The 11628-nt window shown below is 43.9% G+C and carries 18 protein-coding genes; 12 read left to right on the forward strand and 6 right to left on the reverse strand.

Features of this window, described 5'->3' with window-relative positions; all coding sequences use genetic code 11:
- The first annotated feature begins 90 nt into the window (after positions 1–90).
- The 12 genes from Q0174_RS07935 to Q0174_RS07990 all read left to right on the forward strand — a co-directional run bounded on the left by Q0174_RS07935 (position 91) and on the right by Q0174_RS07990 (position 5793).
- Complete coding sequence (locus Q0174_RS07935) at positions 91–444, forward strand: hypothetical protein (protein ID WP_298043121.1); 354 nt, start codon at positions 91–93, stop codon at positions 442–444.
- Positions 437–604: a hypothetical protein gene (locus tag Q0174_RS07940; protein WP_298043122.1), complete on the forward strand. Its 168-nt coding sequence runs from the start codon at positions 437–439 to the stop codon at positions 602–604. Before Q0174_RS07935 ends, Q0174_RS07940 begins: the two co-directional genes overlap by 8 nt.
- Positions 564–959, forward strand: coding sequence for a hypothetical protein (locus Q0174_RS07945; RefSeq protein ID WP_298043124.1), 396 nt, complete (start codon positions 564–566; stop codon positions 957–959). The genes Q0174_RS07940 and Q0174_RS07945 overlap by 41 nt, the downstream gene beginning before the upstream one ends.
- Positions 946–1434 carry a host-nuclease inhibitor Gam family protein gene (locus Q0174_RS07950; protein WP_298043126.1) on the forward strand — a complete coding sequence of 163 codons (489 nt, stop codon included), beginning with the start codon at positions 946–948 and terminating at the stop codon, positions 1432–1434. Before Q0174_RS07945 ends, Q0174_RS07950 begins: the two co-directional genes overlap by 14 nt.
- A 12-nt stretch (positions 1435–1446) precedes the next feature.
- A complete protein-coding gene (locus Q0174_RS07955) occupies positions 1447–1590 on the forward strand; it encodes a hypothetical protein (RefSeq protein WP_298043128.1) in 144 nt (47 codons plus the stop codon).
- A gap of 67 nt (positions 1591–1657) precedes the next feature.
- Positions 1658–2449: a phosphoadenosine phosphosulfate reductase family protein gene (locus tag Q0174_RS07960; protein ID WP_298043130.1), complete on the forward strand. Its 792-nt coding sequence runs from the start codon at positions 1658–1660 to the stop codon at positions 2447–2449.
- 16 nt (positions 2450–2465) lie between these two features.
- Positions 2466–2858 (forward strand): hypothetical protein, encoded by a 393-nt coding sequence (locus Q0174_RS07965; RefSeq protein WP_298043132.1) that lies wholly within the window; start codon positions 2466–2468, stop codon positions 2856–2858.
- 10 nt (positions 2859–2868) lie between these two features.
- Positions 2869–3270, forward strand: a complete 402-nt coding sequence (locus Q0174_RS07970) for a YopX family protein (protein ID WP_298043133.1) — start codon at positions 2869–2871, stop codon at positions 3268–3270.
- Positions 3271–3400: 130 nt separating this feature from the next.
- On the forward strand, positions 3401–4372 hold the full coding sequence (locus tag Q0174_RS07975; protein ID WP_298043134.1) for an AAA family ATPase: 972 nt from the start codon (positions 3401–3403) through the stop codon (positions 4370–4372).
- Positions 4359–4844: a phage protein GemA/Gp16 family protein gene (locus tag Q0174_RS07980; RefSeq protein ID WP_298043135.1), complete on the forward strand. Its 486-nt coding sequence runs from the start codon at positions 4359–4361 to the stop codon at positions 4842–4844. Before Q0174_RS07975 ends, Q0174_RS07980 begins: the two co-directional genes overlap by 14 nt.
- Positions 4831–5109, forward strand: coding sequence for a Mor transcription activator family protein (locus tag Q0174_RS07985; RefSeq protein WP_298043136.1), 279 nt, complete (start codon positions 4831–4833; stop codon positions 5107–5109). The genes Q0174_RS07980 and Q0174_RS07985 overlap by 14 nt, the downstream gene beginning before the upstream one ends.
- A 51-nt stretch (positions 5110–5160) precedes the next feature.
- Entirely contained in the window at positions 5161–5793 is a 633-nt protein-coding gene (locus Q0174_RS07990; RefSeq protein ID WP_298043138.1) for a phage minor head protein, read from the forward strand.
- Between the two features lie 27 nt (positions 5794–5820).
- Here Q0174_RS07990 and Q0174_RS07995 read toward each other — a convergent pair whose 3' ends face one another.
- The 6 genes from Q0174_RS07995 to Q0174_RS08020 all read right to left on the reverse strand — a co-directional run bounded on the left by Q0174_RS07995 (position 5821) and on the right by Q0174_RS08020 (position 11574).
- Complete coding sequence (locus tag Q0174_RS07995; RefSeq protein ID WP_298043140.1) at positions 5821–6300, reverse strand: phage virion morphogenesis protein; 480 nt, start codon at positions 6298–6300, stop codon at positions 5821–5823.
- Positions 6301–6419: 119 nt separating this feature from the next.
- Complete coding sequence (locus Q0174_RS08000; RefSeq protein ID WP_298043142.1) at positions 6420–7679, reverse strand: phage minor head protein; 1260 nt, start codon at positions 7677–7679, stop codon at positions 6420–6422.
- Positions 7672–9054, reverse strand: a complete 1383-nt coding sequence (locus Q0174_RS08005; protein ID WP_298043143.1) for a DUF935 family protein — start codon at positions 9052–9054, stop codon at positions 7672–7674. The genes Q0174_RS08000 and Q0174_RS08005 overlap by 8 nt, the downstream gene beginning before the upstream one ends.
- Positions 9051–10694 carry a phage terminase large subunit gene (gene terL / locus Q0174_RS08010; RefSeq protein ID WP_298043144.1) on the reverse strand — a complete coding sequence of 548 codons (1644 nt, stop codon included), beginning with the start codon at positions 10692–10694 and terminating at the stop codon, positions 9051–9053. Before terL ends, Q0174_RS08005 begins: the two co-directional genes overlap by 4 nt.
- Before the next feature lie 9 nt (positions 10695–10703).
- On the reverse strand, positions 10704–11186 hold the full coding sequence (locus tag Q0174_RS08015) for a DUF1804 family protein (protein WP_298043145.1): 483 nt from the start codon (positions 11184–11186) through the stop codon (positions 10704–10706).
- On the reverse strand, positions 11179–11574 hold the full coding sequence (locus Q0174_RS08020; protein WP_298043147.1) for a phage protein Gp36 family protein: 396 nt from the start codon (positions 11572–11574) through the stop codon (positions 11179–11181). The genes Q0174_RS08015 and Q0174_RS08020 overlap by 8 nt, the downstream gene beginning before the upstream one ends.
- Positions 11575–11628 lie beyond the last annotated feature (54 nt).

Consider the following 11628-nt stretch of genomic DNA (forward strand, 5'->3'; position numbering starts at 1 on the left):
CAGCAGATTATAAATTGTGCACAGCAGGAAATCGGAGGGCTTTTCTCGAATACCGAATGCAGGTAAATTTTGTCAGCGAAAGGAGAAAATATGGACAAACGAACGGCAAGGCTCTGTTTCGTAAGCTCGCCGTATGCAAGTATCCCGTGCAAGCATGAGCGAGATCGCGACTACTATGCCCGCAAGCTTGCCGAGCAAGCCTGCGCCATCGTGCGCGCTAACGGCTACGAGCCTATATCGCCCGTGCTTGCATGGATGGGGGTGTATAGCGAGCTAGAGCGCGAGCGAATAATGAAAAACTGCGAGGAGCTCCTCTCGGTATGCAGCTACTACTACTTTTTTGCCTGCGAGGGTAGCGAGAATAGCAAGGGTATGGCATACGAGCGAGAGCTTGCAAGGCAGCTCGGCGCGAGGGAGCTGAAATTTAGTCTTTTCGATGAGTGAGAGGCATGCGGTGCGGATCGTAAAGAAGAATAAAAATAAACTTCCGATCTGCTTACGATACGGCTACGTAATAAAATATGGACTAGCCAAAAAATTTAAAATTTTAGAAAGGAAAAGATATGGAAGCAACAAAAAAGCTCATATGCCGCATGATAAATGAAGCAGAACTCAGCCACGGCTACGCTAGCGCTAGAGTAGAGCCACCATACGATGATGATCCTGTGCTTGCAGTAGCACAGGCGACGGCAGATGCCACCATAGAGACGGCGGGCAAAATCCTAAATAGTCTCAAAGCAGAGGAAGAAGAGACGATTAGTGAACTTGAAAAATTCGTGAAAGGCGAGATAGCGGAAATCAAGGCGGACGAGCGATATCATTACGAGCCCGCGGATGTCTTTTCGAATGCTCCGCTAGCACTCATTCAAATGCGAATGGACGGTTCGATTCATGCCTATAAAATTGTGCTTGAAAAAATCAAAAATTTAAAAGAAGGAGAAAAAGATGCAGATAAATAATTTTGCAGACGTCGATAACGCGCTAAAGCGAGTATGTGAGCTTGAGGTGGCTTTGACCGATATAAACGGAGAGATAACGCTAAAGTGCAACGAGATCAAGGACGCACAAAAAGCCCGGGTTGAGAAGCTAGACAGCGAAAAGAAATATATCGAAGCTCAAATCACGGCTTTTTGTGAAAGCAATAAGGCGGAGTTTGCCGAAAAGCGAAGCAAGGATTTCACCTTCGGCAAGATCGGATACAAACTAAGCAAGAGCGTAAGCTTGCCGCGCATCAAAGAAAAGGTCGAAAAGCTCATCAAAGCGCTAAAGAGCTATAAGCTTGATGATTGCATCACGTACGAAGAGACTATAAACAAAGAAGCTATCGTGGAGCTCGATGACGCAAGCCTCGTTAAGCTTGGGCTAAAGCGCACGGTTAAAGATAACTTCCGCATAGAGACTAAGATAGAGAATTTGCAAAGCGCAAATGTCTAAAAAGGATAGTAGATGAAAAACGACTCGCTAACTTCAAAAGAGAGCATGTTTCAAATATACTGGAGCAAATTTAAAGGCTCAAGAGATAATAAATATAGGCTTTTGCCTAGATATGTCAGAAGAGCGAAACTAAAGACATTTGTTAAAGGGCTTTAAGCCCTTTAACAAGCCTTTAAAGCTGGTTTTAAAGACTTGTTAAAGAGTTTAAATTTAAAGGAAAGAGATGACCTATATTGCAACGCTTTCGGGCGGCAAGGATAGCACAGCGATGCTAGATTTGCTACTGCGCGACAAAAAGCCACTCGATCATATTGTTTTTTACGACACCTTGCACGAATTCGCGGTTATGTATGAATATATCGCCAAGCTCGGCGAGTATTTCAAGGCGCGCTACGGCAAAGAGATCACAAAGTTAAGACCTGCAATGAGTTTTGAGGAGTGCATTTTCGGGCGCATAAGCAGAGGCGAAAACAAAGGTGCCATTCGGGGCCTCCCCGCTCCGCAGACGCAGGGCTTTTGTGCGTGGCGGAGAGAGGCGAAAGTTGCACCGTTTGAGCGTTGGCTAAAGGCGCAGAACTTCGACGAGTATAAGATCTATATCGGCTACACCACAGACGAAACCCGCCGCAGAATGGACGGCAATGAGTTTCTTTATCCGCTCATAGATGACTACGATATGAGCGAAGCAGACTGCACGATATATCTGAAAGAGCGCGAGATGGAAAATCCACTATATAGGTTTTTCAGCCGCACGGGCTGCTACTTTTGCCCCGCGCAGTCAAAGCGCGCTTTCTATCAAGTATGGAAAAATTTCAAGCCCGAATGGGAGTATATGAAGCGGATCGAAGCTGAGCTTTTGACTTTGCAAGATAGCGGCGAAGCAGTATTGAATACGTCGTGGTTTGCAGGGAATTTAACCTGCACGGATATGGAGGCAGAATTTATCCGCCTAAGCAGGCAAGGCTCTTTGGCGTTTGACGACGAATCGCTAAAAGATTGCTTTTGCAAAATTTGAAAAGAAAGGATGAGAAATGAAAGAGCAAATAATACAAAACGCAGAAACGCTTTATAGAAGCTTAGAGGAATTTCGCAAACTTGATAAAGATATAGGCGAATTATACGACAAAAAAGAGGATGCTTATGCGCGTTTTATTAGTGAAATTTCTAAAGATATTCAAGAGAAATTTCCAATCTTTAAGTTTTGCAAAAATGAGGGCTGCAATATTAATATCTCATTTTCTACATCGAAAATTTTTGAAAAAGAAAGAAAGCGGGGCGGACGCATAGGCTTTTGGGGAGTTTTACGCATGCCTCGTAGTGATGTGGGCTTGTATATTGATTTCTTTTATTCTTCAAAAGCTGGCGAAAAAGAAGCCAAAAAAGCCAAAGATTATTTAAAAGATATAAATTGGGATTTAAAGTAAAGGACAAGCGATGACAGGGTTAAAATTCAAGGCATTTTTTAAAGTTGATGGACGAATTTACGAAGTGCTAAGTATCGACTTCGCAAACGAAGAAGTGACGCTTTGGGATAAAGAAACTGGCGTTAGCTTTGAAGCAGATTTTGACGAAATTGAGCTAATGCAATACATAGGAATAAATGACAAAAATGGCGTGGAAATTTACGAGGGGTATATTATTGCGCCGGATAATTCCTTACCTGATGAGGCTCGTGTTTATTGGTGTGAGGATAAAGCTTGCTTTGCTATAAAAAGTATAGCGGGGCTATTCACCGATTTCATTTTTAATTTTAAAGATGACGTCATATCGGATTATTTTATAGTCGTCGGCAACATATATGAGAATAGGCAACGCGACACAAGCGAAGCGAAGTAGGAGAACCCAAATTTGGAGATTAAATAATGCAGCTCTTTTTGATATTTGAGAGCACGATATTTATCACACTTAGCATCACGGCGATAGTAGCGCTAATAATACTGAAAGATTAAGAAAGACGGGCACCGATATGAACGAAAACGATATATTCGACTTTTTACAAAGCTCGAGTCTAAAAAGTGAAAGCTTTAACGAGAAAATCGAATTTTTAATAGAGGATTTTTTGGTTAAGCGGCTTATTACGTTGATTTATGCCGATGGTGGCACGGGTAAAAGCTATATGGCATTCGCGCTGGCTAAAAAGCTCTGCGAGGAAAGCCAGAGGGTGTTTTTCATTGATTACGATAATCCCGTCGGGGTGCTAAAGCAGCGCGGAGTAGACCGACTCCTCATAAATCGCTTTCCAAATCTCAGCTACATTCAGCGCTCAAGTATCGAAATGGACGGCTTCGAGCTCGTGATGAAGCTGGAACAAAGCGCGATCGGCAAAGCGTATGAGGGCTGCGTTTTCATACTTGATAGCCTGCGCGATTTCGTCGACATAAACAATGACAACCGCGTTAATAGGCTCTTTGTGGCGCTTAAAAATTTGCGCGAAGCCGGGGCCACGATCTTGATTTTGCATCACTCCAATAAGGACGGGCGCAACTACCAGGGCAGCAACCATATCAGAAATTCGCTCGATGTAATGTATCATCTCATCAAGCGCCCCAGCCCGCAAAACGAGCTCAATTTTCTATGCGAAGTAGCAAAGGAACGCGCGGGGGTAAAAGACGGCGGCTTTTGCGTGGATCTCGCAAATTTGCAGCTAAAAGAGCTTGATTTGCAGCTTGCGAGGATGAGCGAATACGAGCTCGGCTTTACCGCTGAGATCAGGCGTGCGCTGGAGCTTGGGGAGCTAAATAAAACCGAGCTTCTCGGTAGCGCCGGCTATGCAAAGGACGATAAAACCGCCCGCGATTGCTTGGATAAATTTGACGGCAAATTGTGGTATAGCCGCAAGGCTGGCAAGAGCGTAATATATAGTTGCAGGCCACCGGCTACAACCGATACAACTATTACAACTAAGGCTAATAGGGGGCTTTTCGATGAAGATAAATAAGAAAGACGAGCTAAAAAAATACTATATCAAAATGATCCACACGCTCAAGCATAACTATTTCGTGGATGATGAATGTCGCAGGGTATATCTACAGGCGGAATTCGGCAAGGATAGCCTAAAAGACCTCAATATCGATGAGCTCAGAAAGGTTTTGACTCTCGTCGGATATAAAAGCAAATTTGAGCCTAAATTGAGGCGAAACAGTGCCAAAGATACGGCCGCGCAAACGGACGGAGTGCCAAGGGAAATCGCCAAAAAAGACCCCCTAAAGGCTACGCAAAGACAGCTCGATACCATCGTGGGTATTTGGAACAGGATTGCAAGAGTGAAAACAGGGCTTGCGTTGCGACTTTTTATTGAGAGAATAACCGGTAGGCTGGTATTTTGCCTTTGGTATCTCAGCCGCCAGGAAGCCACGGACGTGATTATCGCTCTACGAAAGATGCAAGGAGCGTACTTTGCTGATAAATAATTTCGATCTATTCGTTGAATTCTATAACTGCGTTAAAGATAGCGAAAGTATGGCCGACGTGCTCAAAGAATACGGCGGAGCCAATATTTATGTTCCGAGCTATAAGAGCACATTCCGTAATCGCGACATAATCAAAGAGTATGAAGAGGGGGTGACTGCAGGAAAGCAAAGCGCCGTAATAATCCGAGAGATCGCCGCTAAATATGGGCTAAGCTACAATGGTGTCTGTAGCATAATAAGAGAAGCAGCAATACGCGAAATTTGACGCCGAACTTCAAACAGTATATAATCTACGGGAAAAATTTAAGGATTGCCCGTGGACAAATACGAGGAAAATAAATTAAAAAGTAAATTTGATGCGAAACAGAGAAAAGCGAGCACTCTTGCTCAATCCTTTATGTATGCAATAGATGATGATATCGGTTTTGACGAGTGGATAAAGAAGGAGATTGCTCTACTTTCGTTTCTTGGTTTCGCAAAAGATATAAAAATAATGCAAAAGAATGGGAAAACCAAACAAAAACTTATTTTCCAAGACGGATTAGAGATATTATTTAATTTCGCCAATAGATTATATTATGCGAAAAGACGCTATGATAGCCAAATGAAAAGTCTCGGAAAATATTTTCGATACGTAGCCGTTATAGATAATTTAACAAATCAAGCGCATGCAAGTATCCATAACATTATTTTGCCTAAAATGGATCCATTCTGGGATAGATTTTATCCGCCGAACGGGTTAAAATGCAGATGCCAAGTTCAGGTTTTAACAGATACCGAGGTAGCCGCAAAAGGATACACCATCACTACAGATAGTTCAAATTTAAATACCGACGAGATACTTGAAAGTGAATTTTTTGCCAAAAATTTTGGTAAGCTCGGATTGAAAGTGGATCTGATAGAGCCTTTTATACAAATTTGTGAGCTTGATTATATTCCTTTAAAATAGGCCTAACTCCTTGTTTCGTACTCTCCGTTAAATTTTTTTTATGAATTTTATCATTTCAGTTTTTATAATTTTTTGTATATCTCTTTGCAGTTTACCGCTTTTGTTTACGGGTAGAAACGGGCGAGCCGGTATAAAAATGTTTTTGCTGCGCCCCGCTTTATGGGTGCCGAATTGATGCACCAGCCCATAGGCAAAACCTTTGTGCTTTGAGTTGTTTGATACGATCACTCTTTTGCTAGTTGCGTCCACTACCCATTTATCCGCCAAATATCCGTCACGACGTAGAATTTTATCGGACTTGCCTTTTCGCTTCTTTTGCGCAACGGTGCTTGGCTTAAGCGCAGCCCATTTCTGCCCGAACGGGCTTCTTTCATCCTCGAAGCTATCCTCGATAGAATTTGCGATGATATTGCCGATCGTGTGCATCAAAGGCTCGGTATTGTGCCCCAATTCGGACAATCCCTTTAACTTCCTTTGCACCGCCTCTAAGCCCGTAATCTCTATCATTTGACTTTGCCTTTAAAATTTATTATAATACCCGTAAAAGTAGCCTCGATGGCGTCAGTGTGCGTAGACGGACGTTATGCGTTGGCATAGCGGTTATCGCGGGTTCGACTCCCGCCGAGCTACTTTATCTTTTTGATTTCACCCTTTTCAATCAGATCCTCAATCGTTTTTTTATCATTTTTATCAAGCGTTATTACGTAGTTGCTTTGCTTGAATTTCTTAATTATTTTACTTATTTCGATGGGGATTAAATTTATCTTTGAGCCGTCTTTTTTGTCCTCAAAAATAAACAGAATATTTTTGTGCTTTTTGCGTAGATCCATATAAGCGTTGTTTTCGTTATCCAGCACCGAAACTATCTCGCGCATCTCCTCTATCCTAAGGGCATGATCGTAGCCCTCTTTACGCTTCGGGGATGCGTGGGACAGATGCTTTTTTGTGATGATTATGCCGCCGCTTTGCACATCTGCGCCTAAAATTTCGCTTGCTTTCTTTGCTAAAAAAGCATTCAAAAAGCCCACCTGCACCATATTGATCGGCGTTTTTGGATTGTCTTTTACGATGATCTCATCTATCGCATCCTCAAGCCCGCTTCTCCATACATGCAGATCTCTTTCGTATCCAAAGCCCGCTAAACGCTCTTTTAACTTTTGTCGCGCAGTCTCCGCAGTAACGGCGCCTAGCGCCTCTTGTTTCTTTTCGATAAAAATTTCATCCAAATGATCCATTTTGCCTGGGTTGTAAGCAAAATCATCCTGCGCTACGCTTGGCAAAAACGAGCCGTCTGCAAGCGGCGTAATGCCGCGCGCTCGCACTTCGGCTTCCGTAAGGACTTGCACTTTGCAGCGACAATTCCAGCCGTTTGGCGGGTAGTTCGTATCCCAAAATTTATCATTTTTTGGAAGCGTGGTACCGTGCAGCTTTCGGTGCGTAGGCCTTGTTTTGCTATCAAGAACCGCCGTGTAGCGAAAATACTCCCCCGAGCTTTTCATTTGGCTTTCATAGCGGGCTTTTGCGTATGCGGTCCTCATATTAGTATCGTAGATAGTTTTTAGTCTGCGGTTGCCCACATAAATTTCTTTTTCCTGACCGCTTTTGGGGTCTTTAACCTTTATTTTACCGAGCCAGCCCTTTTTGGCTAGTATAGGCTTTACGCTTTGCTTCCACTCCTCAAACGGGATTCCATTTTTAAAAGCTTGAGCGAGCGAGTTTTGCATATCTTTTAGAAGATCTAAATCGGTCATCTTTGCGATCGTAAACGTTTTTTTATGCGCATCGTGCATGATTTCATCATAATCAAAATGGATCTCAGCGTTTTTGCCTTGCAGATACTCATATACCGCCGTAGGCTCTTTTTGAAAGCTAAAGCCGCTATTCATCCGCATATCCGATCATCTCTGCGTTTGCAATAGCTCGAAACATATATTTTTCAAGCTCATCAAAAGGCAGATCGTAAAGCTCATAAAGCCTATCAAACGCCTGCTCGTAGGTTTCGCTTTGCGCGATCAATTCGTTTAATGCAGCCTCTATCTCGCCGTCATCGATTTTTAATTCGCTAGTAGCCTTTTCGAAGCGATCTATCGGCTTATTTGCGTTCTTTAAAACCCGTTTATTCGCCTTTAAATCACTATTTAAACGCTCTTTAATAGCCTTTTCGTCCAGCTCTATATTATAAATTTTGCTGATGTATTTTGCGGTCGGCACAAAGCCCATATCAAATAGCGTCTTATCTCTGCTTGCGCGCTCCGCATTCGGGGCGTCCTCATCATAAATTTTAGCTTCGATCTCGCCTTTATAGCTATTTATCTCCTTAAAAAAGGCGATCGCCCTGTTCATTACGAATTCCAAAATTTTGCCGTCGTTTGCGGCAAGATCCTCTCTGATTTCGTTGTGCGTTTTTGCCGCGGCGTAGCTACCCTCTTTGATGTCGCTCGTCAAATTTGCGCCTAAAATCGCCTTGCTGATTTGATTGTCGAGGTATGTCGGCAGCTTTGTAAAATCTACGTTTGAACTTGGCTGAATCAGCGTAAGCTCCTCTTCGGTATCGATGACCGCGCTATCGCCGCTAAGCATAGCCTGTACCTCATTTGCCAGCTCGTCCGGATCGAAGCTGGTTTTTGCAACCGCCCACGGCGAGCCGAAACGCTCCAAAAACCGAAACCAAAACTTGAGGCTCGCATTTTTCATCTTGACGGGGAAGTAGAGCTTTTTAATAAGCCCGTCGCCGTAAGTTTTTCTAAAATTTGCGCGATTGAGCGCGTAAATAACTTTAAGCGGCGGGATCTCTTGTTCGCTTCCGCCGGCTACGAATACAAACTCGCCGGCATCGTTGAATTTAAACTGTCTGAAATCTCGCTGCACCAAGCGCGGGTAAATTAATCCGTCCTTTTCTTTGTAGTTGACCTCAAAAACATTGAGCCCGTAAAGATAGGTCTCTAAAATTTGGCTAACGATATCCGGGTTAAAAATGGCTTTAAAATTTTTGGCAATCTCCTCATCATCGCAAATGATTTGGATCTCTTTTTTCTCGGTGACCGATTTTCGGCTGACGTCGCACTGCGTAACCGTAAGATCGGTTAGGATCATATCCATATCGCTATCGCTGATGCTGGAAACGCCGGTGTTGATTATCAGATCGATCAGTGTGCTATTTTGAGATATTACAGCTGTTTTGCGCTTTATAGGCATCGCCTGAGGTTTGGCTTCGCTTTTGTTTAATTTTAATCGTTTGAAATTTGATTTTTTCTTGCTCATCTACTACGCCTTTTTATCTTTCTTTTTAGCCTCGTAAGTTCATACGCTCCCGCCAAAGAGTCGGGCGCATCGTCGTGCTTGCCTTCCGGATATTCGCAAAGCTGCTCTATAAGCAAGCTTTGGCTTTGATGAAACACGATCTCGCCATCATCGATCGGCACCTCGAGCTCCTCTATTCTCTGCCCCTTGGCGGCCGTATTATTGACGCCTTTAAGCGGTAGCTTTGCGCCTATCTCAAAAGCCTTTTCTCTGATCCACTGCCTAAAAAACTCCTGCCCGCCGTTGCTCTCTATTGCGCACATTCTCGGGCGATATATGTCGTTTAGGCGGAGGATCTCCTTGATCGTTTTCTTGCTTTTCATAACCTCTACGATGCTTTCAGCGACGTAAATTTTAGCTTCGCTTTTGCTGACGCCGAGTACCGTAATAGCCGTATAGTCGCTCTTTTTCTTCTCGCCCGCCGGGTCGATATACATCACGAAATAATCGCACCTCGGAAGCTCGCGATAAAAATGCATAGCCTCTTTTGTAAAAATTTGAGCTTCGTTTCGCGGATCGTTTTGCTGCTCTTTGTTGAAGGATTTTAAATTTTCGGCGCGCTTTTGCATGAGCTTTAAGATCGGTAGCGCATCGGGCCAAAGCACCTGCGAGCCCTCGTCCATCTGCTTTTTGTGCCGCATATAAAACTCGTCGCTGGAGTCCTTTGAGATATTGCGATAAAGCTCGCTCCATTGCTCCCATAGATCCATTCGCCTTGGAAAATTTATCACGGATTGATATTTTTTAGCATTCCAGAATTTAAGCTTGAGTTTCCGAGCCAAAACGCTATCTGCATGCAAGATAGTGCCGATATAAAGTACATCTAAGCTTCCGTCTACGCTGCCTAAATTTAGCACCGCTTCATCGAGCCACTCCTCAAGCTTGTCACGCTGGTCTTTGCTGCGCACGTTCGTGTCGTTTTCCAAATCGTCAAGGACAACCAGATCTGGGCGGTAAACGCCGAATTTCACGCCGCGCAGCCTCTTTCCGGAGCCGAATGCTTTAAGCTTCACACCGTTTTTGGATATAAACTCGCCGATCTTCCAATTCTTACTCGCGCCGCAGACATGCGGGAAGTCCATTTTTAGATTGGCGTTGTCCTCAAGCTCTGCCTTGATCGCTTCAAGGCAGCCCTCCACTAATTCCACGGCATCTGAAATTTCGACAATGAAGCGCTTTTTGGCAAAGCAAATGCACCAAAGCGGAAAGAGCTGCGAGCAATATGTCGTCTTTGCATGCCCGCGTGGCGCGGCTCGAACATATTTGTCGCCGCCCCTCTTTTGCGTCATAGCTTCAAAAATTTGTGCTAGATCCTCGTGAAGCGCGCAGGAGCTATCAATGCTGAAATAGTGCGGGAAATAGGTTTTTGCGAAATATAGAAAATCGTGCTCGGCACGCTTCAGCCTCGCAGCCCTATCTTTAGGAGATAACGGGCTATTGAGATGGATTTGCTCCTTAAGCTCGCCGTTAAGCTCCTCCAGCCAGTCGTAGAAGTCCTTACGCGTCAGCTTGCTAAGCTCGGGCTCTACGGCGCCCGCTTGTTTGTGGCTTTCGCGGCTATCCTGCAAAAAGCTATCCAGCTCATCCTTTGAAAAAAGCATTGTGTGATCCTAAACCTCAAGCTCTTCGATAGCTTTGATAAATTTCTCGCTCTCGATGAGCTCAATAAGCTTTTTTATACACTCTTTGTTTTCGTCATCCTTGAATTTTTCGACTACTAGCATGATAACCTTTTTTGCGATGCTGAGGCGATAGGCCTTTGGATCTTCGTAGCTTGCTACCTTCGTCATTTTCACAAAGCTATCGCCTATCTTTGAAAGCGCATCGGCTTTTTTGCCCGCGGGCATTTCGCTTTGCCTGATATCTTTGATCGCAAGCCGCATCTCTTCGATGAAATTTTGATAGATATTTTGCTTTTCCTCGCCGCCGCGGTTCAGATAGCTCACGGTTTTGAGTTCATCCCAATTACTACCGGCTTTGTAGTTCTTGATCGTCTTTACGTTTTTATTTAAAATTTCAGCTATTCGCTCGACGCTAAAGCCCTTTAGATAAAGCTCTCGCGCCAAATCCTTGATATTTGGTTTCTCAGCCATTTAGGTCCTTTAGATCCATTCGTTTTTCGTAGTGTCTGAATGCCCTTGAAGCAAGCCTCGGCGTATCATCTTTCTTCTCATCGGTCGGAATTTTACCCGCAGCCATTTTCAAAAGCAGCCCCTCGATCTTTTCGATCTGCTCGGCTAGAGTGTATTTCGGAAAGTTGTTGCGCTTTTTTAACTCGATTATCGTGAGATCGACGCAGATATCTTTTAGAAGCTTGGTGGGATTGGCCGGGATCCTTATAAACGATGCGATGAATGCTAGCGCATCGTTTAGGCTATCGTCTATGATGCTTTGATTTATGCTGCCGCTTCCCTCAAAATCGCTAAGCTCCAGCAGCTCTTTGTGCGAAACTTCTTCAAGTAGATCATCGTTTGTTATCATTGGGCTTTATCCTTAAATCTTTTAAGCCTTTTAACGCGCATTAAAAGCATGTTA

The sequence above is a fragment of the uncultured Campylobacter sp. genome (assembly GCF_937996225.1).
Classification (GTDB): Bacteria; Campylobacterota; Campylobacteria; order Campylobacterales; family Campylobacteraceae; genus Campylobacter_B.

Coding starts and splice junctions, on each gene's coding strand:
- Q0174_RS07935 (WP_298043121.1), top strand. CDS start 91: ATGGACAAACGAACGGCAAGGCTCTGTTTCGTAAGCTCGCCGTATGCA.
- Q0174_RS07940 (WP_298043122.1), top strand. CDS start 437: ATGAGTGAGAGGCATGCGGTGCGGATCGTAAAGAAGAATAAAAATAAA.
- Q0174_RS07945 (WP_298043124.1), top strand. CDS start 564: ATGGAAGCAACAAAAAAGCTCATATGCCGCATGATAAATGAAGCAGAA.
- Q0174_RS07950 (WP_298043126.1), top strand. CDS start 946: ATGCAGATAAATAATTTTGCAGACGTCGATAACGCGCTAAAGCGAGTA.
- Q0174_RS07955 (WP_298043128.1), top strand. CDS start 1,447: ATGAAAAACGACTCGCTAACTTCAAAAGAGAGCATGTTTCAAATATAC.
- Q0174_RS07960 (WP_298043130.1), top strand. CDS start 1,658: ATGACCTATATTGCAACGCTTTCGGGCGGCAAGGATAGCACAGCGATG.
- Q0174_RS07965 (WP_298043132.1), top strand. CDS start 2,466: ATGAAAGAGCAAATAATACAAAACGCAGAAACGCTTTATAGAAGCTTA.
- Q0174_RS07970 (WP_298043133.1), top strand. CDS start 2,869: ATGACAGGGTTAAAATTCAAGGCATTTTTTAAAGTTGATGGACGAATT.
- Q0174_RS07975 (WP_298043134.1), top strand. CDS start 3,401: ATGAACGAAAACGATATATTCGACTTTTTACAAAGCTCGAGTCTAAAA.
- Q0174_RS07980 (WP_298043135.1), top strand. CDS start 4,359: ATGAAGATAAATAAGAAAGACGAGCTAAAAAAATACTATATCAAAATG.
- Q0174_RS07995 (WP_298043140.1), bottom strand. CDS start 6,300: ATGATAGAGATTACGGGCTTAGAGGCGGTGCAAAGGAAGTTAAAGGGA.
- Q0174_RS08000 (WP_298043142.1), bottom strand. CDS start 7,679: ATGAATAGCGGCTTTAGCTTTCAAAAAGAGCCTACGGCGGTATATGAG.
- Q0174_RS08005 (WP_298043143.1), bottom strand. CDS start 9,054: ATGAGCAAGAAAAAATCAAATTTCAAACGATTAAAATTAAACAAAAGC.
- terL (WP_298043144.1), bottom strand. CDS start 10,694: ATGCTTTTTTCAAAGGATGAGCTGGATAGCTTTTTGCAGGATAGCCGC.
- Q0174_RS08015 (WP_298043145.1), bottom strand. CDS start 11,186: ATGGCTGAGAAACCAAATATCAAGGATTTGGCGCGAGAGCTTTATCTA.
- Q0174_RS08020 (WP_298043147.1), bottom strand. CDS start 11,574: ATGATAACAAACGATGATCTACTTGAAGAAGTTTCGCACAAAGAGCTG.